Source organism: Nocardia grenadensis NBRC 108939 (assembly GCF_001613445.1).
GTDB lineage: Bacteria > Actinomycetota > Actinomycetes > Mycobacteriales > Mycobacteriaceae > Nocardia > Nocardia grenadensis.
Window position 1 is genome coordinate 119,298 of the sequence record NZ_BDCJ01000005.1, and the last position, 19,117, is coordinate 138,414.

19 protein-coding genes and 1 tRNA gene are annotated in these 19,117 nt (G+C 68.7%); 8 read left to right on the forward strand and 12 right to left on the reverse strand.

Translation table 11 applies throughout. From position 1 onward, the window contains the following. The first annotated feature begins 42 nt into the window (after positions 1-42). Positions 43-118, forward strand: a tRNA-Thr gene (locus tag NGR01S_RS06530). Positions 119-239: 121 nt separating this feature from the next. On the opposite strand, the gene NGR01S_RS06535 is transcribed toward NGR01S_RS06530, so the two are convergent. Next, positions 240-680 carry a VOC family protein gene (locus NGR01S_RS06535; protein WP_063035275.1) on the reverse strand — a complete coding sequence of 147 codons (441 nt, stop codon included), beginning with the start codon at positions 678-680 and terminating at the stop codon, positions 240-242. Between the two features lie 427 nt (positions 681-1,107). Continuing rightward, positions 1,108-1,476 (reverse strand): hypothetical protein, encoded by a 369-nt coding sequence (locus NGR01S_RS06540; protein ID WP_063035276.1) that lies wholly within the window; start codon positions 1,474-1,476, stop codon positions 1,108-1,110. Positions 1,477-2,173: 697 nt separating this feature from the next. Between NGR01S_RS06540 and NGR01S_RS06550 the strand changes: the two genes are divergently transcribed. Further along, entirely contained in the window at positions 2,174-2,560 is a 387-nt protein-coding gene (locus tag NGR01S_RS06550) for a DUF1304 domain-containing protein (protein ID WP_063035333.1), read from the forward strand. A gap of 18 nt (positions 2,561-2,578) precedes the next feature. Here NGR01S_RS06550 and NGR01S_RS06555 read toward each other — a convergent pair whose 3' ends face one another. Next, positions 2,579-3,169: a TetR/AcrR family transcriptional regulator gene (locus NGR01S_RS06555; RefSeq protein ID WP_063035278.1), complete on the reverse strand. Its 591-nt coding sequence runs from the start codon at positions 3,167-3,169 to the stop codon at positions 2,579-2,581. A gap of 87 nt (positions 3,170-3,256) precedes the next feature. On the opposite strand from NGR01S_RS06555, the gene NGR01S_RS06560 reads away from it, so the two are divergent. Together NGR01S_RS06560 and NGR01S_RS06565 are read left to right on the forward strand one after the other, a co-directional pair. Continuing rightward, positions 3,257-3,664: a DUF4267 domain-containing protein gene (locus NGR01S_RS06560; RefSeq protein WP_157107152.1), complete on the forward strand. Its 408-nt coding sequence runs from the start codon at positions 3,257-3,259 to the stop codon at positions 3,662-3,664. 51 nt (positions 3,665-3,715) lie between these two features. After that, the gene (locus NGR01S_RS06565) at positions 3,716-4,189 is read left to right on the forward strand and encodes a hypothetical protein (RefSeq protein ID WP_063035279.1); all 474 of its coding nucleotides are present in this window, start codon (positions 3,716-3,718) and stop codon (positions 4,187-4,189) included. Between the two features lie 81 nt (positions 4,190-4,270). Here NGR01S_RS06565 and NGR01S_RS06570 read toward each other — a convergent pair whose 3' ends face one another. The 3 genes from NGR01S_RS06570 to NGR01S_RS06580 all read right to left on the reverse strand — a co-directional run bounded on the left by NGR01S_RS06570 (position 4,271) and on the right by NGR01S_RS06580 (position 6,767). Next, positions 4,271-4,528 carry a helix-turn-helix domain-containing protein gene (locus NGR01S_RS06570; protein WP_063035280.1) on the reverse strand — a complete coding sequence of 86 codons (258 nt, stop codon included), beginning with the start codon at positions 4,526-4,528 and terminating at the stop codon, positions 4,271-4,273. Positions 4,529-4,653: 125 nt separating this feature from the next. Next, positions 4,654-5,574, reverse strand: coding sequence for an NADP-dependent oxidoreductase (locus NGR01S_RS06575; RefSeq protein WP_063035281.1), 921 nt, complete (start codon positions 5,572-5,574; stop codon positions 4,654-4,656). Positions 5,575-5,714: 140 nt separating this feature from the next. After that, positions 5,715-6,767, reverse strand: a complete 1,053-nt coding sequence (locus tag NGR01S_RS06580) for an alpha/beta fold hydrolase (protein ID WP_063035282.1) — start codon at positions 6,765-6,767, stop codon at positions 5,715-5,717. A gap of 265 nt (positions 6,768-7,032) precedes the next feature. Here NGR01S_RS06580 and NGR01S_RS06585 point away from each other — a divergent pair, with 265 nt between their 5' ends. Together NGR01S_RS06585 and NGR01S_RS06590 are read left to right on the forward strand one after the other, a co-directional pair. Beyond that, a complete protein-coding gene (locus NGR01S_RS06585) occupies positions 7,033-7,524 on the forward strand; it encodes a DUF2752 domain-containing protein (protein WP_245664462.1) in 492 nt (163 codons plus the stop codon). Positions 7,525-7,538: 14 nt separating this feature from the next. Then, complete coding sequence (locus tag NGR01S_RS06590; RefSeq protein ID WP_063035283.1) at positions 7,539-7,727, forward strand: hypothetical protein; 189 nt, start codon at positions 7,539-7,541, stop codon at positions 7,725-7,727. Here the strand turns inward: NGR01S_RS06590 and NGR01S_RS06595 are convergent. The 4 genes from NGR01S_RS06595 to NGR01S_RS06610 form a co-directional block, all read right to left on the reverse strand. Then, positions 7,712-9,067 (reverse strand): M1 family metallopeptidase, encoded by a 1,356-nt coding sequence (locus NGR01S_RS06595; protein WP_063035284.1) that lies wholly within the window; start codon positions 9,065-9,067, stop codon positions 7,712-7,714. The genes NGR01S_RS06590 and NGR01S_RS06595 overlap by 16 nt on opposite strands. Then, complete coding sequence (locus NGR01S_RS06600; RefSeq protein WP_063035285.1) at positions 9,067-12,975, reverse strand: Pls/PosA family non-ribosomal peptide synthetase; 3,909 nt, start codon at positions 12,973-12,975, stop codon at positions 9,067-9,069. The genes NGR01S_RS06595 and NGR01S_RS06600 overlap by 1 nt, the downstream gene beginning before the upstream one ends. Positions 12,976-13,111: 136 nt before the next feature. Further along, positions 13,112-13,672 (reverse strand): flavin reductase family protein, encoded by a 561-nt coding sequence (locus NGR01S_RS06605; RefSeq protein ID WP_063035336.1) that lies wholly within the window; start codon positions 13,670-13,672, stop codon positions 13,112-13,114. Positions 13,673-13,744: 72 nt separating this feature from the next. Next, positions 13,745-14,218, reverse strand: a complete 474-nt coding sequence (locus NGR01S_RS06610; protein ID WP_063035286.1) for a YbaK/EbsC family protein — start codon at positions 14,216-14,218, stop codon at positions 13,745-13,747. Between the two features lie 148 nt (positions 14,219-14,366). Here NGR01S_RS06610 and NGR01S_RS06615 point away from each other — a divergent pair, with 148 nt between their 5' ends. Further along, complete coding sequence (locus NGR01S_RS06615) at positions 14,367-15,188, forward strand: crotonase/enoyl-CoA hydratase family protein (RefSeq protein ID WP_063035287.1); 822 nt, start codon at positions 14,367-14,369, stop codon at positions 15,186-15,188. A gap of 56 nt (positions 15,189-15,244) precedes the next feature. Here NGR01S_RS06615 and NGR01S_RS06620 read toward each other — a convergent pair whose 3' ends face one another. Beyond that, positions 15,245-16,411, reverse strand: a complete 1,167-nt coding sequence (locus NGR01S_RS06620) for an SGNH/GDSL hydrolase family protein (RefSeq protein WP_063035288.1) — start codon at positions 16,409-16,411, stop codon at positions 15,245-15,247. Positions 16,412-16,950: 539 nt separating this feature from the next. Further along, the gene (locus tag NGR01S_RS06625; RefSeq protein WP_030524167.1) at positions 16,951-17,439 is read right to left on the reverse strand and encodes an inorganic diphosphatase; all 489 of its coding nucleotides are present in this window, start codon (positions 17,437-17,439) and stop codon (positions 16,951-16,953) included. Positions 17,440-17,632: 193 nt separating this feature from the next. On the opposite strand from NGR01S_RS06625, the gene NGR01S_RS06630 reads away from it, so the two are divergent. Next, positions 17,633-19,117, forward strand: a complete 1,485-nt coding sequence (locus NGR01S_RS06630) for a D-alanyl-D-alanine carboxypeptidase/D-alanyl-D-alanine-endopeptidase (RefSeq protein WP_063035337.1) — start codon at positions 17,633-17,635, stop codon at positions 19,115-19,117.

The window sequence follows — 19,117 nt, forward strand, 5'->3', positions numbered from 1 at the left end:
TTACCAGGTGGGAGACGATAGACTCGCCACGCCGAAAGGCACGCCGCCTTAGCTCAGTCGGTAGAGCGCTTCACTCGTAATGAAAAGGTCAGGAGTTCGATTCTCCTAGGCGGCTCCAGGCCAGAGGCCCTTTCCGGATCATAGGGAAGGGCCTTTCGTCTTCGGTCCATGTGGGCTACCCCAGGGGCTTCGGAGGGTGTTCGGCGGATCGGATCCGGTGATGGTTGTCCACGGAGTTCTCAGCCGAGCTGTTCGGCCAGTCCGACGATGATGTTCTCGGGGCCACGGAGGTAACAGAGCCGGTAGATGTTCTCGTACTGCACCACTTCACCGACGAGTTCGGCGCCGTGGTCACGCAGGCGGGCGATGACGTCGTCGAGGTTGTCCACGGCGAACATCATGCGACGGATACCCAGCGTGTTCGCCGGTGCGTCTTTCGGTTCGGGGGTGATCGCCTTCGGTCTATGAAATTTGGCCAGCTCGATTCGGCCGGGACCGTCCGGGATCCGCAGCATGGCGACATCCTGCCGGACATCGTCGAGTCCGATGACGCGTTCAGCCCCACGCCACTCGAGTGGGCCTTTGCCTTCCAGTTCCATGCCGAGTTCGACGAAGAACGCGATGACAGCGTCCAGATCCTCAACGACTATCAGCACGTTGTCCATACGCTGAATCGCCATGCCAGGCCTCCTTTGTGTTGTGCGGCCGAGTGCCCGCGTCTGCCCCGGGGCGGAGTCGACAAGCCATTATCGACATCTCCGCTGTATCGGCTTCGACAATATGGGAGTGCTCTTCGTCGTGGCGGTGTCGACGGTGACCCGCAACGATGGATGCCCAACCCGTAGGCGGCCAACGGAAGTGGATGCTCTGCCTATGTCCTCGATACTGGACGACCGGTGCCATCCGTCCGTTTCGGGCGGGTGGCACCGGTCGTCACTCGTGTTCATGCGGTGCGGTCGAAGCCTGCCTATCGGACTGCCGTGGCGAACGCGTCTCGGTGGACCGGTTTCGTGGCGGTGATGGTGACCAGGCCTCCGGCCACATCCACATCGACTGTAGCGTCGCCGAGTCGCACGGGGTCGATTGTGGCGGCCTCGTGCAGGTGGGTCAGGACCTCCTGATCGTGGCGCTGCCACCACCGCAGTGCCGCGGCGAATCCGGTGGCATCGAGAACCGCGAGGACCAACCAGGTCGTGGTGAACCGGTAGCGGTCGTCAGCTGTCCGGCGATCGGGTAGGTGAGCAGCCACGCCAGGTGCGAGAGCGGGAACTGGGCCGCGAACAGCGCGGGGGGGTCGGCCGGTCGGGACGAGCGGCGCGGGACCTGCCCGGTGGGTGTCAGTTTCGCCGCGGTCTCTACACCGATATCGGCCCATACCGCGATGGCGGCGGCCGCGCGCCGGTCACCGGAGTCGGCCAACGACAGGGCGAGGGCCGATCCGAGTGCGGCGAGCAGGGGTACCGCACCGGTGAGCATGACCGGTCGGGCACCGAGGCGATCAGGGACTCGGGGAAGAGCGAGGGCGACGAACGTACGCGTGGAAGCCCGCTATTAGCGGCACACCCACGCCTACGAACGCCTACGTCATCGACGCCGAACACCCGCGGTGGCCCACGACACCGCCGAGGCTCGTCGAAACCGTGGCAGCCCCGAACACCCACCGAACCGAATGATCGCCAACTGAAATGCCAGGTGGCTCAACGGAGTCGGACACCGGGAGGTATCAGAAAACCGCCTCCGAAGCAGAACTGTATCCGCGGAGGGGCAAGCCGAGGTGCCGTACCGACTGCCCTACAGGGCAGTTGACACGCGCGTATCGGCCGCGGTGGCATGGCTGTGGGTAGTGATATCCGGTTGTCCGGCTGCAACGGCGCCGCACTCTCGCGCCGACGAGTCCTCGCAACCACTCGGCGCGGAGCATGTTCACACTGCCGACGCCCCAGTCGCCGGGATCTCGAGCCGCCGCCAGGGCTGGCGGGGCCGGGAGGTCGGCAAACTCCGCGGCAGGGTGGAGGCGCTGGAGGCCCAGGCCGTCGAGGATAAGTAACGCATCGCGGAGCGCTCGCGGCGTCGGTTTTCGTGCGTGCCCGCCGCCACCAGTCAACGAACTCGACAGGCGGTTCCGCAGCGATAACCACAGGTCGGAGTGGTCTGTCGACTAGTGTCGGTGCTCGTGCTCATCGCTATCGCAGTGTTCGCGGCGGTTTCGGCGCTACTCCATGTCTACATCTGGTATTTGGAGTCGTTCGCGTGGACCGGTGCGGCGCGGGGTGTGTTCGGCATCAGTGCCGAGGAAGCTGCAGCGACCCGGGAGCTGGCCTTCAATCAGGGTTTCTACAACCTGTTCTTGGCGATCATCGCGGCGGTGGGGATCGTGGTGGCGGCAACGGGGGATCGGGGTGTCGGGGTGGCGTTGATCTTCGCCGGTATCGGGGCGATGCTGGGTGCCGCGCTGGTGCTGTTGCTCTCGTCGCCGGACAAGCGCGCATCGGCGGTCAAGCAGGGGGCTGCGCCGCTGGTGACCGTTGCGCTCGGGGTGATCTGGGCGCTCACCGGTTGAGCGGACGGTCCCGGCGGGTTACGAGTGCGGCGCGGAGCCGGCCTGCTCCAATAACCGGCTGAGGATTTCCACCCGGTTTTCGCGCAGGCCCGGGCGTAGGCGCTGGCCGCGTTCGAGGGTGGCCAGCCCGTGCAGTGCGCTCCAGCCGGTTTCGGTGAAGGTTTCCACGTCGTGGTCGCCGGCGAAGGGGGCCAGTGCGGCGACCAGTTCGGCGAACGCGTCGCGGAGGACCTGGGTGGCCTCGGGGCCGAACTTCAGATCGGTGGACATGGCGAACATGGCGTCGTAGACGGCGGGATGCTCGATGGCGAATTCGATATAGGCGCGGGCAAGGGCCGCCAGTGCGTCGGACTCCGACTCGGCGGTGGCCCGGGCGCGGTGCAGGGCCGCGGCGAGTTCGGCGATCCCGTCCTCGGCGACGGCCGTGACGATGGCGCGTTTGCCGGCGAAATGGCTGTAGAGGACGGGTTGGCTGTATTCGATCCGGTCGGCCAGCTTGCGGACGGTCACCGCGTCCCAGCCCTCGGTCTCCGCCAGTTCGCGCGCGGTATCGATGATCAGCCGGTGGCGTTCCGCCCGCTCCCGTTCCCGCCTTTTCTGAATGCTCATGCTCGAAATCCTAGCATCGCTAGACAAGGGGACCGAGGTGCGTTACTGTCGCTCTACAACATAGCGACGCTAGATATCGGAGCAACCATGATCACCACTCGGCGTATTGCCACCGCACTGTCGCTGATCGGGGCGGCGTTCATCCTCTACATCGGGATCAGCTACCTGATCACCCCGGAGTCGATCGCCACCGGATTCGGCCTGCCCGCGTGGCCGACCGGTGACGCCGCGGCATTCATGAATCTGAAGGGCGTACGCGACACGGTCAGCGGAATCCTCATCCTCGCGCTGCTGGCGCTCGGGCAGCGCTTCGCGCTGGGGGTCGCCATGCTCGTCATCGCGCTGATCCCGATTGGTGATATGGCCACCGTGCTGGCCTACGACGGCTCCACGGCGACCGCATTCGGAGTCCACGGCCTCACGGCAGTGCTCGTGGGCATCACCGGGCTGCTGCTCATCCGCGAGCCCGCAGCGTCCGCCTCCACTCCGGCGTAACCGTCGAAACGTCCACCAGCAGCCGAAATTCGCAACACTCGGGAGCCTGTCATGACCGTGTCCATTCAGATCCTCGCCGCCATCGCGGTTCTCGCCAATGCTGTCGTCTACGGCACCGATGTCTTGGGAGCGCTGGTCATGCGGTCGGTGCATCGCCGGCTCGACGACGCCGCCATGACCGTCAGTGCGGGCTGGGGGCACTACTACGCGGATTCGCGTATGCCGCCGATCGGTATCACCGGAGTGGTAGCGGCGTTGGGGGCCGCGGTCGTCGCCGCCCTGAGCGGCGCCGCCGGTGCCGCCGTTTCCGCGGGGCTGGCGGTGCTCGCCCTCGTGGTGTGGCTCGTTCTCTACGCGCGCATCGCCAAGCCGATCAACGCGGCGCAGAAGGCCGCCGCTCGATCGGGCGTGATTCCGCCGAATGCCCGTGCGCTGCAGGACCGGTGGGACAGCATTCTCTACCCGCGGGTGATCCTGCAGGCCCTCGCTCTGGTCGGATTGCTCGTCACCTCGGCCATTGTCTGAGTGCGCCGTTTCCGGGTGGCCGGGCGGGACTGATGTCCACCCGGTCACCCGACGCTTGTCGGCAGCATCGGCCGGGGCCGGTCACTCGCCGGCCGGCTTGATTCCCTCGAGTGCCAGCTCGACGAATTCCCGCATCGGGATCTCCAGGGCGGTGCACAGCGCGTGCAGCTGCTGCATATCCGGTGAGCGCTGGCCGTTTTCGAACCGCTGGATAGTGCTGACGGCGAGGCCGGTCAGCGCCGCGAGTTGCTGTCGCGTGAAGTCGCGCCGCGCCCGGGCGGCCCGGAGCTCGGCCCCCACTGCCCGGTTGATCGCTGAAGCCGCCTCTTTCGAACCCATACGGACCATTCTGAGGTCCGAACGGCCGTGCTACAAATGCCTGGTCGGAGGCATATCGACCGCTCTCGCGGTGGTGGCCGCTGTCCTATCCCACCGGCTTGCCGTACGGGCTCGTGCCGACGGCGTCAGAGCACGATGACGTTTTTGCCGCGGGTATGGCCCGTCTGGCCCGCGGTGAAGGCATCAGCGACTTCCTCCAGAGAGAAGGTCGCGGCGACCGGGACCACGAGGTCGCCCTTGGTGGCGAGGTCGGCCAGACGCTGGGTCTGGAGGCCGTCCGGGCGCACCCAGACCGCGTGGCCGCCGTGTTCGGTCACGGAGCCGTCAGCGATCGAGGCATGGCGCCCGTTTTTCGCCAGAACGGCCAGGGTGGTGTCGAGCTGGGCACCGACGAAATCGGCCACCGCCTGCACACCGTCCGGGGCGAGTTCGCGGATACGTTCGATCACGCCCTCCCCGTAGGCCACCGGTTCGGCGCCGAGTTCACGCAGGAAATCGTGGTTGCGTTCGGAAGCGGTACCCAGGACCCGGGCACCGCGCGCCCGGGCGATCTGGACACCCAGGCTGCCCACCCCGCCGGCCGCGGCGTGGATGAGCACGGTGTCCTCGGCGGTCACCTGGAGAAGATCGAGCGCGCGCAGGGCGGTACCGCCGGCCAGGGGCAGCGCGCCGGCCTGCTCCCAGGGCAGATCCGCCGGTTTGCGGGCCACCCGCGCCGCGGGGACGGCGACCAGTTCGGCAAAGGTGCCGTCCTTGAGGACGTCCTTGCGCGCGTAGGCCAGAACTTCGTCCCCGACCTCGAATTCCGGGGTATCGGTGCCCTTGCCGACCACGATCCCGGCGACATCCCAGCCCGGGATCACCGGAAAGGTCGCATCGATCAGACCGTCCAGCGCACCCGACATCAGTTTCCAATCGACCGGGTTGACCCCGGCCGCGCGCACCTCGATCAGTACCGAACCCGGGAAGACTTTGGGTTTCGGCAGGTCACGTACCTGGATATCGCTGTTGTCGGTGGTGTAGCGGTCGTAGGTCGCTGCGCGCATAGTCCAGTCCTATCGGTTGCGGTTGTCATTGCGTGCAACGACGCGCCGCAAGCGATATTCCGGAGCCCGGACGGCGGGGCCGACCGGTGCGGAGGGTCCGCCGAGCCGGGCGACACTGACCGGACTCGGGGACTTCCCGCTCAGCCCGCGGCCGCGGACCGGGGGCTGGTGCGGTCCAGAACGGCGGTCAGCTCATTGTTGAAATGGTCGATCCGCTCGATATTGCCCAGGTGGCCGGTGGGCCAGACCTGGTAGTCGGGCCGGTGGCCGGCCTCGACCATGGTGTCGGCGATGAGGCGCGACATCCGTTCCGGCAGCAGCCGGTCGTAGCGGCCGGCGATGATCGTGGTGGGCACGGTCAGATTCGCCGCGGCCGCCCCGAGCTGCAGATCCGCCAGGATCGCGGCATGCCGGCCGCGCGCCAGCGGACGGCACGAGCGCACGATGTTCAGGGCGAACTCGGCCTGCTCGTTGGTGGCGCCGCGGGCCATGATGCGTTCTTTCAGTATCTCGCGGGCCGCCCAGCCGCCGGGCAGGGGCAGGGGTGTGGTGAGGATGGACTCCGCGACGATCATCGGTAGGCGGAGGGGCGACCCGAGCAGGCTCAGTGGCTGGCTTCCCAGGCTGAGCGGCTTGTTCAACAGCGGCAGCAGATCGGTGTCGTAGCGGATATTGCCCGAGGTGGTGTTGGCCAGCACGACCGCGCGGGCCCGCCGGTTCACCTGTTCGGGATGGCGAGCGGCCCAGGCCTGCAGGGTGATACCGCCCATGCTGTGCCCGACCAGCAGGGCCTGCTGACCCGGGCGCAGGGTCGCGTCGAGGACGGCGGCGAGATCGTCGGCGAGGGTGCGGTCGCCCAGCGGTGTGCGCCCGAGGGTGCTGTCGCCGTGGCCGCGCTGGTCGTAGGCGATCACGCGGTAGCGGTCCGCGAAGGCGTTGATCTGGGGGTGCCAGTATTCGATGCAGCAGCTCCAGCCGTGGATGAGCACGATCGGCTCGGCATCGGCGGGGCCGTAGGAGTGCACGCGCAGGCGGGCGCCGTCCACGGTGGTGACGGGAACGACCTCGGGATGGGCGGCCGGCGCGTTGTAGTGGGCCGTCCGGAATCGGCGCGCGCGCAAGGTAGCCCGGTACGGGGCGGTCAGAGCGCCTTGATGCGCCTGCGACAGCGCCGTTATCGATTTCACCAGCATCAGAACACTCCTTTGTGCCTGCTGACACGGTAACCCTGCAAGCTGGGTGCTTACAAGAGCAAGCGCCGTTCCGGTTCGCTTCATCCGGGATGTCGTTGTTTTCCCGAATATCGGGCCGGTGCAGGGCTCTGTTAGCTCCAGGTTGCCCAGTCCGCCGGCGTTCTATGCCTCATCCGATGCATCCATGGCTTGTTTCGATGCAACCGGAGCAAGCACCTCCGGAGGTTGTGGCGTCAACCCGCGGGCCGCGACTACCGTGGATGTCGTGAACGACTCGGACGCAGCAGACCCGCGCGAGCTGGTGGGCCCAGGGGTTCCGGAAGCGGCCGCGTCGGATGGTGGTGGCGCCGGGTCGTCCGGGTGGCGCGGATTGTTGCTGCCCGGGGCGGCGGCGGCCGCGGGGGCGGCGGCGGTGCTGTTGCTGCACGTCCGCGACCCGCATATCGAGGGCTCGTACGGGCTGTGCCCGGTCTATGCCCTGTTCGGTGTGTACTGCCCGGGTTGCGGGGGTATGCGCGCAGTGCACAACCTGACCGAGGGAAATATCGTCGACTCCCTGCACAGCAACCTGCTGGCGCTGCCGGTGTTGACGCTCTACGTGTTGTGGGTGGGCGATTGGGCGATCCGCGCATGGCGAGGTGAAGGACCCCGCGTGCCCGGGATCGGCAGCTTCACGATGTGGGCGATGCTCGGCTCGATCGCCGTCTACACGGTGGTGCGCAATACCCCCTGGGGCACCTGGCTGACGCCGGTCTGACAGACGAGGTACAGATGCGCGATTCACTCAAGGACCGGGTACGCGACAAATTGCTGCGGCAACTGACCGAGGACGGCCCGGAGGGTGCCGAACCGGAGGATCCACGCCTCATCTCGGTGGTCGCCGACCTCGATGCGCTGAACAGCGTCGCCGAGGACGATCCGCTCATCGAACAGCTCGCCGGACGCTACCTGGTTTTCTGACCCGCGCTCCCACCGATCGGCGGCAGTTGCGGTAGCGGTTCGGCATAGAGCCATTCCTGCCACAGGGGCTGCATGGGCGTCACGCTGTAGTGGCCGACCAGGTCGGTGAACTCCTCGGTGGAGACCGAGGCGTGCCGGTGCCGTGCGGTCCAATCGCGGATGAGCCGGAAGAACGCGGTATCACCCAGCTCCAGCCGCAGTGCGTGGAGCGTGAGGGCACCGCGTTTGTAGACCCGGTCGTCGAACATCAACTCGGGTCCCGGATCACCGACCAGGATGTTCTGCGGTTCCCGGCGCAGGGTGTGCCAGGCCGCACGGGCGAGCTGATCGGCGCTGGGCCCATGCGCGGCCTCCGACCAGATCCACTCCGCGTAGCAGGCGAAACCCTCATGCAACCAGATATCGCACCAGTGCTGGATGGTGAGGCTGTTGCCGAACCATTGGTGGGCGAGTTCGTGCGCCACCAGGCGTTCGGCGCCACGGCGGCCGTCGCAGTGGTTGGCGCCGAATATGGAGATGCCCTGCGCCTCGATCGGGATCTCGAGTTCGTCCTCGGTGACCACGACCGAGTAGCTCCGGAACGGATACGGGCCGAACAGTTCGCTGAAGACCGACATCATCTCGGGTTGCCGGGCGAAATCGTGATCGAAGGCCGCGCGTAGCGGCGTGGGTATCACCGCGTGGATCGGGACGGGCGTGCGCCGGTCGGTGAGCTGGTGCCTGCGGTAGCGCCCGATCTGGACGGTGGCCAGGTAGGTCGCCATCGGCTCGGTCTGTTCATAGACCCAGGTGGTCTGGCCGGCTTTGGTCTGCTTACCGATCAGTTCACCGTTGGCGAGGGTGAAGTACGGGGTATCGGTGGTGACGGCGATCCGGTAGCTCGCCTTGGAACTGGGATGGTCGTCGCAGGGGAACCAGGACGCGGCGCCGTTGGGCTGGCTGGCCACCAGTGCCCCCTCGGTGAGTTCTTCCCAGCCGACCTCACCCCAGGGCCCACGGACCGGTTTCGGCGCGCCGGCGTACTGCACGACCAGTTGCAGGATTCCGCCGGCGGGTATCCGCTCGCGCGGGGTGACGGTGAGTTTGCCGCGTTGATGGGTGTACTTACCGGCTTTGCCGCCGTTGATCAGAACCTTCGACACCGCCAGCGCCTGGGACAGGTCGAGCGAGAAGCGTGGGCGTTCGGCGGTGGCGACGGCGGTGATCACCGCCCGCCCGGCGAGCCGGTTACTGGCCACCTTGTAGTTCAGGTCCAGCTCGTACCGTGATACCCGATAGCCCCTGTTCCCGTTCTGCGGTAGATAGTCGTCGATGGGCGCGTCGTAGAACCTGCTCCCCATCAGCTGTCCGTGTCCTCGTCGGATTCGGGGTCGGCCGCCGGGCCGGCCCAGGGTGCGATCGGGTTGCCCCACCATCTGGTGGAGGCCGGTACGGTATCGCCGCGCATCACCAGGGAGGCCGGGCCCACTGTGGCGGCAGCGCCGAGGGTGGCGGCGGGCAGGGCGACGCAGTGCGGCCCGAGGGTGGCGCCGGGCTTCAGGGTCACGGTGTCCATGGCCATGATGCGGTCGTGGAACAGGTGGGTCTGCACGACGCAGCCGCGTTCCACGGTCGCGCCGTCACCGAGTGTCACCAGATCTGCCTCCGGAAGCCAATAGGACTCGCACCATACCCCGCGACCGATCGTCGCGCCGAGCGCGCGCAACCAGAGGTTCAGTACGGGCGTACCGGTCGCCGCGCGCGCGAACCAGGGCGCCGCGACGGTTTCCACGAACGCGTCCGATACCTCGTTACGCCAGACGAACGAACTCCACAGCGGATGCTCACCGGTGCGGATCCGCCCGACCAGCACCCATTTCGCGGTGACCGCGCTCGCGCAGGCCACCGCGCCCGCGACCATCAGCACCACCCCGGACAGCAGCGCCGCCGCCGGATAGCCGAAACGGTCGGCCAGCCGGGCCAGCGCCAGCAGGACACCGAGGCCGATGGCGAAGGTCACCACGACCGCGGCGAGGCGGCAGGTCTCGAACGCGGCCCGGAAGACGCGCAGCCGCAGTGGCGGATCGAAGGTGCGGTCGGTATCTGCGGTACCCGCGGCCCGGCGCAACCGGACCGGCGGGCTGCCCAGCCAGGACGAGCCGGCCTTCGCCTTGGTCGGCGCCGCCGACAGCACCGCGACCAGCCCGTTCTTCGGCACCCGCCGGCCGGGCGCGGCCATACCGGAGTTTCCGAGGAACGCGCGTTTGCCCACCTTCGCCTCGCCGATTCGCAACCAGCCGCCGCCGAGCTCGTAACCGGCGACCATGGTGTCGTCGGCCAGGAAGGCACCGTCGGCGACGGTGGTGAACTTGGGCAGCAGCAGCACCGTGGACGCCTCGACCCGTTTGCCGACCTTCGCGCCGAGCAGGCGCAGCCAGATCGGGGTGAGCAGCGAGGCGTAGAGGGGGAACAGGAAGGTGCGGGCGGAGTCCAGCAGGCGTTCGGTGGCCCAGACCTGCCAGCCGACCCGGCTGCGTACCGGGTGGTAGCCCTCGGTGAGTCCGATACTGAGCAGCCGGACGGCCACGACGGTCGTGACGGCGTAGACCACCAGACTGGACATGGTGGCGACGGGTAGCCAGAGGAAGGCGGGCAGCAGGGCGTCCGCGAAATCCGTGGTGTCCCGGATACCCCAGGCGATCACGGCCAGGCCCGCCGCGAGCCCGAACAGCGGCAGCGCCCCCAGGGCCAGCGATCCGATCCCGAAGGCCGGTACCCAGTGGACCGCTCGCTCCGGCGTCTCCGCGGGCCAGCGGTGCCGGGCCTTCCCGACCTTCACCGCCGGTGACCCCGCCCATTCCTGACCGGCCTTCACCTTCCCGGACACCGCCGACCCCGCGGCGATCTCGGCGTCGCGGCCGATCCGGGTTCCGGGCAGCAGCACCGAGCGGGCACCCACCACCGCGCCCCGGCCGACCACGATCGAACCGATGTGCACGGTATCGCCGTCGATCCAGTAGCCGGACAGATCTACCTCGGGTTCGACACTGCACCCGTCACGCAGTTCGAGCATGCCGGTCACCGGGGGCAGCGTGTGCAGATCGACGCCCTTACCCACCTTCGCGCCGAGGGCGCGCGCGAACGGCACCATCCACGGTGCTCCAGAGAGGTTCTCCGCGCCGCTGGCCTCCGCCAACCGGACCGCCGCCCACAGTCGCAGATGTACCGAACCGCCGCGCGGGTAACTGCCCGGCCGCACACCCGCGAGCAGGGTCCGGGCGCCCCCCACACAGATCGCCATCCGGCCTAGCGGAGTGATGAAGATTCCGAACAGCAGCGCGGTCCACCACCACGACAGGCGCGGAAGCCAGGGCAGCAGTTCGAACCACGCGGCCACCCCCGAGGCGACGGCCAGCCAGGTGATCCATTGCAGGCCGGTGAGCGTCGCCAGGGCCACGGTGGCCAGTACCTGGATCCACTGGGCCGACGGTGGGGTGGGGCGGACCGGGCGCATCTGCGCGGCGGCGGCCGGGGCGCTCTGGTCGAGTAGTTCGGTGAGCGCGCCGAGGCGAGGGTGGTCGTATACATCGGCCACCGTGACCAGCGGGTATCGCACCCGCAGCTCGGTGACAAGTTGCGCCGCCGACAGCGAGCCGCCGCCGAGCGCGAAGAAATCGGCATCGGCGCCGGTGATCTCGGCGCCCAGGACATCGGTCCACAGCTGCGCGACCCAGGCGGCGGTACCGGTGAGTCCGTGATCGATTCCGCTGCCGACGTCGGCGAGGGGCCAGGGCAGCGCGTTCCGGTCGACCTTGCCCGAGGTGCGGGTCGGCAACTCCGGCACGACCACCAGCCGGGGGATCAGCGGGGCCGGCAGCTGCCCGGCGAGCCGGGCGCGGGCCGCGGCCAGGTCGTAGTCCGCGGCGACACCGGTGAGATAGCCGATCAGGACCGGCGCACCGGTCGCTGTGGCCCGCACCGCGGCGGCCGCCCCACCGACTCCGGGGAGATGCTGGAGCGCGTTGTCGATCTCGCCGAGTTCGATGCGGCGGCCGCCGATCTTCACCTGATCATCGGCCCGGCCGAGGAAGATCAGCCCCGCCTCCTCGTTACGGACCAGGTCGCCGCTGCGGTAGGCGCGGTCCCAGCCCAGCGTGGGCAGGGGCGCGTACTTCTCGGCGTCCTTCGCCGGATCGAGATAGCGGGCCAGTCCGACGCCGCCGATCACCAATTCACCGGTCTCGCCCTCGCCGACCGGTACACCGTCGACGTCGACCACGACCAGATCCCACCCGTCCAGCGGGAGACCGATACGCACCGGCCCGGTGCCGTCCAGCAGTGCGGCGCAGGCGACCACGGTGGCCTCGGTGGGGCCGTAGGTGTTCCACACCTCACGGTCGGGGTCGGCGAGACGTTCGGCCAGTTCCGGGGGCACCGCCTCGCCGCCGAAGATGAACAACCGGACCGATTCCAGGGCCTCGGCGGGCCAGGTCGCGGCCAGGGTCGGGACGGTGGACACCACGGTGATGCCCTGCCGGACCAGCCACGGGCCGAGATCGGCGCCGGTGCGGACCAGCGCGCGCGGTGCGGGCACCAGACAGGCGCCGTGTCGCCAGGCCAGCCACATCTCCTCACAGGAGGCGTCGAAAGCGACCGAGAGTCCGGCCAGGACGCGGTCGCCGGGTCCGAGCGGCGCGTTCTGGAGGAACATGCGGGCCTCGGCATCGACGAAAGCGGCCGCGTTGCGATGGGTCACCGCGACACCCTTGGGAGTGCCCGTGGAACCCGAGGTGAAGATGATCCAGGCATCGTCGTCGACCGTGGGTGCCGGCTCGACGGCCTCGCCGCCTTCCGCCGGGTCCGGGCGCCCGGGTACCGGCCGGATGCCGTCGGCCGTCACCACGGCCGTCACCCGGGCCTCGGTGAAGACCAGGTCGGCCCGCTCCTCGGGATCGTCGGCGTCCACCGGGACGTAGGCGGCACCGGCGTGCAACACCGCCAGGATGGTGAGGTAGAGCTCCCAGGTGCCCGAGGGCATCCGCACACCCACCCGGTCGCCCCGGCGCACCCCGGCGGCGGCCAGGTCCCGGACCGAGTTCTCGATCTCGGTGCGCACTTCCGCGTAGGTGAGGGTGCGGTCCGCCGTGGCGATGGCGGGGGCATCGGGATACGCGGCGGCCGTCTCGGTGACGATATCGACCAGGGTGCGCGCCGGCGGCGCCGCCTCGGCCCGCCGTAGCGCGCTCTCCGCGTCCACCTGCGTCCGCATCAGTCCGGCCCACCTTCCATCGCCCAGCCGACGGACTGGTTCTCTCATACGAGGGTTACCGCACGGCAAACAGCGGTCGACCGGGTGAACAGATTACTCGGCCACGGGTAACACCCGATGTCAGCGGGCGGGGCCGCTATTCCACGTCGTCGGCGAGCAGGGTCGGCCGGTAGTACCGGCCGTTGTAATAGAGCAGGGGAGCCGCGGCCGCTTCGTCGCCGGTGTCGTCGTGCACCCGGACCACCCGGCCGACCACGAAGGTGTGATCGCCGATCGGGATGAGCTGCTCCACGGTGGTGCGCAACCACAGCGGGGTGCCGTGCAGAACCGGTTCGCCGGTGTCCAGCGCACTCCACAGGCCGGGATCGGTGAACCGGTGCGCGGCGGTCCGGGCGAAACGCTGGGCCAGGTGGCGCTGGTGTTCGCCGAGGAAATGGATCACCACGGACTCGGCGGCGGTCAGCGCCTCCAGGCTGGACGACGTGTGGCTGATGTTGAACGAGACGAGTGGCGGGTCGAGGGACAGCGAGGCGAACGAGGTCGCCGTGAAACCGACCGGACCGGTGGCCGAGCCGAGCGTCACGATGGTGACGCCGGACGGATAGTGGCGCATCGAGGCGCGGTACTGCTCGGCGGTGATACCGCTGAGGTCGTCGGGGATCCGGATTCCGGTATCGGGCCGTGGTGCTTCGGTCACCTCGCCGACGCTACGCCCGGAACGGCACGGCGCGGCGAGCTGGTCCACTGTCCGGGAAGGTGGTGAGCGAGGTCAATCCAGGTCGAGGGACAGTCCCGCGGTGATCCGCAACAGTTCGGTGTACGAGGTACGGAAGACGGTCCCCGGGCTGCCACCGGCGGCCCACAGTTCGCGATGACCGGATAGTCGCGAATCCACCCAGGTGGGCAGATTCGCCGGATGACCGACGGGCGCCACACTGCCCGGCAGCTGGCCGGTGTAGCGCATCACCAGGTGGGGTGGCGCGGGAATGAGCGCGCCCTCGAGGCGCACGCCGGTACGTTCCGGATCCACCCGGTGCGCGGCCGAGACCAGCAGCAGGATCGGCTCGTCACCCAGTAGGAAGACCTCCGAATGCACGAGCGCTCCGAGGTCCACCTCCATCGCCTCGGCGGTCTCCGCGGGACCGGTCGCCGATTCCGGCGCGGTGACGATCAGCCCGTGGTGGCCACGGGCGATCAGAGTATCCGAGACCCGGCAGGTTATCTGTGGAAGCGACCTGCGCATGGGCACAGGGTAGAGCGAGACGCAGCGTCCCGCGTGGCTTTCCGCCACTCACCGGACGAGGCCGTTCGCCGGCCGGGACGATCTCGTGCACCGGAGCCGGTCCGGTGGGCGGCGCCCGCCGCCCGCTGCGCCCCCTTAGGCTGGGCAGATGACAGATTGGCAGGCTTTCACCGTCGAGACCGACGATCACGTCGCCCGGGTGACCCTCACCGGACCGGGTAAGGGCAATGCGATGGGCCCGGATTTCTGGCGGGAACTGCCGGAGATCTTTCACGGCCTCGACGCCGACCCCGAGATCCGCGCCGTCGTGCTCACCGGCTCCGGGAAACACTTCTCCTACGGCCTGGATCTGCCCGCGATGAGTGGCACCTTCGGCCCGCTGATGGCCGACCGCGCGCTCGCCGCCCCGCGGACCGATTTCCTCGCCGATATCCGGCGCCTGCAGGCCTCGATCACCGCCGTCGCCGAATGCCGCAAACCGGTGATCGCCGCGGTTTCCGGCTGGTGCATCGGCGGCGGCCTGGACCTGATCGCCGCCGCCGATATCCGCTACGCCAGCGCGGAAGCCAAATTCAGTCTGCGGGAGGCGAAGGTCGCCATCGTCGCCGACGTGGGTTCGCTCCAGCGGTTGCCCGGGATCATCTCGGAGGGCCACCTGCGTGAACTGGCCTTCACGGCCAAGGACATCGACGCGACCCGGGCGGAGAAGATCGGCCTGGTCAACGATGTCTTCGCCGATCAGGAGGCGGTACTGGAAGCAGCCCACGCCACCGCCCGCGAAATCGCCGCCAACCCGCCGCTGGTGGTGCAGGGCGTGAAGGATGTGCTGGGACAACGGAACTCCGCCGCGGTCGCCGAGGGCCTGCGCTACGTCTCGGCCTGGAACGCCGCCTTCCTGCCGTCCGAGGACCTGACCGAAGCCATCCAGGCGGTCTTCGAGAAGCGGACCCCGGAGTACAAGGGGCGCTGAACGCCGCGACTCGGCGGGCCTCGAACCGAGGTCCGCCGTATCCGGCATATACCGGGTCAAGAGCGGGCGAAGGGCCCCGGAGCGGTGAATACCCGTTCGGCGAAGCGTTCGCCGATGCGGAGATGGGTGGCGGCATCGGGGTGTAGCCGATCGGGGAGTGGCCGCTCGGCGAAATCCGCCGCGCCGTACAGGTCCAGTCCGTCGAGGTAATGCAGGTTCGGATCCTCGACGGCCCGCTGTTCCACGATGCGCGCGAGTTCGGTACGCATCCGGACCAGCGTCAGCCGGGTGGGATCGTCCGGGTCGCCGTCGGCGCGGAACAGCACTCTGCTGTCGACGACTTCCGGAGAGCAGGGGCCGGGGGTGTGCTCGTGGATGGGGCACAGAACCGCCGAGACGACCAGCAGCGGCGTGGTGGGGTGACCGTCGCGGACGGTGTCGAGGAAACCATGCACCGCGGAGGTGAACGCGCGCGACCGCATGGCGTCGGCGTTGACCAGGTTGATGCCGATCGCCAGGCTGATCACATCGGCCGGGACGTCGCGGATGGTGCGGGCGGCGAACTGGTCGAGCAGGGCGTTACCGCGGAGACCGAGGTTGAGTACGTCCACGTCGGCGGCGCGGGCGGCGGTGGCGACCCAGGTCCCGGTGGGGCGGTCGGCATTGGAGCCGTGGCTGATCGAGCTGCCGTAGTGCACCCAGGTGCGGTCCCGTGCCGGTGCGGGTTCGATCGGCGCGTCGGTGCGCAGCGCGATCAATTCGAGGGACTCGGTGTGCGGCAACCAGATCTCGACGGTCTTCGGCCCCGCGGGCAGGTTCGCGAAACGCACCGTGCCCGCCGGACCGTGGTCGGTATCGATGGCTCCGCTGGTGGCGTCGATCCGATGCGTGATGCCGGTGGGAATGCTCGCCGCCCCGGACAGTCGGCCGTCCACCAGGATCTCGAATACCCCGTGCGGCAGCGCGAGCCCATTGGTGAAGACGACGCGGGTAGGCAGGGCCTCCAGTTCGACGACGGTGGCCTCGCTGCGGAACACTATGCGCGCGCCGGTGGGTTGGGCCTCTACCATCGTCAAGAAGGAGTCCTCGAACCGGCGGCGCGCGGAGGCGGGGAACCGGTGCGGTACGACGCCGTGCGCGGCCGGCTCGAGCTCGAGTGCGCCGCGCACCAGGCGGTGGTCGATCGGGGTGATCATCAGCTCGCCGTGTCCGGACTCATCCATGCGAGTGAGCCTCTCATCGCCGCCCGGACGCCGTCCAATGAACTCGGCCAGGACAAAGAACCTACGCGGGCAAGCCCCACCCCACCCCAGCCGAGACGGCTCGAGTCTCGAGTCGAGTCGGCATGCGAGCCCGACATCGAATGCCGACGTAACCGCATGTGTCGAGTGTTGCGAGACACCTCAAAGGGTTGAGGCCCGTCTCGCCGTTTCGGCCTCGAAAGCGCATGAGCCGAAAGCTCGAGTCTCGAGGCCGAAACGGCGAGACCGAGGGGGCCTCAACCCCGCGCGCGCCAGCGCGTCAAAACACAGCACCTTCGCGAGCAAGCTCACTTCCCCACCTTCGCGAGTGAGCCTGCCTCCAGCCTTTACGGACAGCCCCGTCCTCGCTACGGATGTGCCACCCGCCTTTCGCGAGCGAGCGTGCCACCCCACCCCTGATGGGGCGTGCCGCTCACCCCGTGAGCAGAACCCCTGTGCCCGACAGGGCATCACCGACCTCATGATCCAAGCCGGCTCGCAGGAGTTCCGCCCGCTGAGCCTCAGTGGCCTTGTTCTTCCAAACGCTTGAAGGACGCCTGGATCTCGGCCTCCGCTTCCGCCCGGCCCACCCACTCGGAACCCTTGACGAACTTGCCGGGCTCGAGGTCCTTGTACCGCTCGAAGAAATGCTTGATGGCGGCCAATTCGAACTCGGGGACGTCGCCGAGGTCCTGGATGTGGTCCCAGCGCGGGTCACCGGCCGGGACACAGAGGATCTTGTCGTCGCCGCCGGCTTCGTCGGTCATCTTGTACATGGCGACGGGGCGCGCCTCGACGATGACGCCCGGGAACACCGAATCGGGCAGTAGGACGAGCGCGTCCAGCGGGTCGCCGTCCTCTCCGAGGGTGTTCTCGATGTAGCCGTAATCGGCCGGGTAGGCCATGGAGGTGAACAGGAACCGGTCGAGGCGCACACGCCCGGTTTCGTGATCGACCTCGTATTTGTTGCGTGAACCCTTGGGGATCTCGATGGTGACGTCGAACTCCACGCCAACTCCTTTCGCTGCTCTCACGATGCGCCGTGGTGGCCGGCGTCGCCGACGCACCCGGTTGTTCGCCGAGAACGGTAACCGAACACCGATATTGTTGTCGGCGGGCACATGGGTTCAGTGGGGGCTCGGGTGTGATAGTCGCCGGACATGGGAGAAGACGGGCAACGTGGTGGTGCAGGGCGGCAGCGGTATGTATGGTTCGGCCACGCGCCGGCGCCGCGGCGTACGGACTTGGTCGATCATCGTGCTGGTGGTGCTGGCGGGGGCGGCGGCGGTGGCCGCGGTGATCCTGAAACCGTGGACGCCGGAGTTCCGGCACGGTGGGCTCACCATCGTCGCGCCACCCGCACCGGCCATCGTTTCGCCGGAGGTGGCGCCGGCCCTGGATACCGCGCCCGCGCCGAGCGCGGCGGGTGTCGCGGCGGCGCTCGGCCCGGTGGTCGCCAGTCCCGATCTGGGTGGTTTCGCCGGATCGGTCATCGATGCGGCCAGTGGCACCGTGTTGTGGAGTGAGCGCGCCGACGAGCCGCGCGTGCCCTCGTCGACGGCCAAGATCATGACCACCGCGGCGGCATTGCTCACTCTGCCCGCAGATCAGCGAGTGCACACCAAGGTCGTGGCGGGTTCGTCGCCCGATGAGATCGTCCTGGTGGCCGCCGGTGATCCGACGCTCACCGCGCAGCCGGGCGGGCAGGGGTACTACCCGGGTGCGGGCAGTCTGTTGGATCTGGCCGCTCAGGTGCGCAACGCGGATATCCGGGCCGGCACGATCGTGGTGGATACCTCCGTCTATACGGGCGAGACCATGGCCCGCGGCTGGGATCCGGTCGATATCCCCGGCGGCTCGATCGCACCACTGGAATCGGTGATGCTCGACGGTGGCCGACTCGATCCCGCTGGCGAGTATTCGCCGCGGTCGGGGAGTCCGGCGCTGGATGTGGGCCGGCGGCTGGCCACCGAGCTCGGTCTCGACCCGGCCGAAGTGCGGATCGGCACGGCACCGCTGGGTACCAAACGCCTGGGCGAGGTCGCTTCGGCGCCGCTGCGCGACCGGCTGCGCGACATGATGGTGTACTCGGACAATGTACTGGCCGAGACCATCGGCCGGGAGGTCGCCCAGGCCACCGGGCGGCCGATGTCGTTCGAGGGGGCGGCGGCCGCGGTGGCGGCGGTGCTGGCCGAGCACGGTTTCGATATGACCGGTGTGACGATGTTCGACTGCAGCGGGCTCTCGGTGGACGACCGGATCCCCGCCCGGCTGCTGAACCAGATCATCAATACCGCGGCCGGTCCCGAACCGGACGCCGAGCCCACCACCAGCGCGCCCGCGCCGCTCGCGCCGCCGCTGGGTGCGGGCGCGGGCCGCCGGGCGCAGCCGGAACCGGCCGCCACCACGCTCACGAGCCGGTTGGTGCCGATGCTGGACTATTTGCCGGTCGCGGGCGGTACCGGCTCGCTGAGCAGCCGATATGTCACGCAGAATCAGGGCGGTGCCGGCTGGGTGCGTGCCAAGACCGGAACATTGTCGGTCGCCAGTACGTTGGCTGGTTACGTGCTTGATCGTGACGGCCGGGTCCTGACCTTCACACTGATGTCGAGCGATCGGCCCCCGGAGGTCAGTCGGCCCGCTCTGGACGCCGTCGCGACCACTCTGCGCAACTGTGGATGTTCCTGA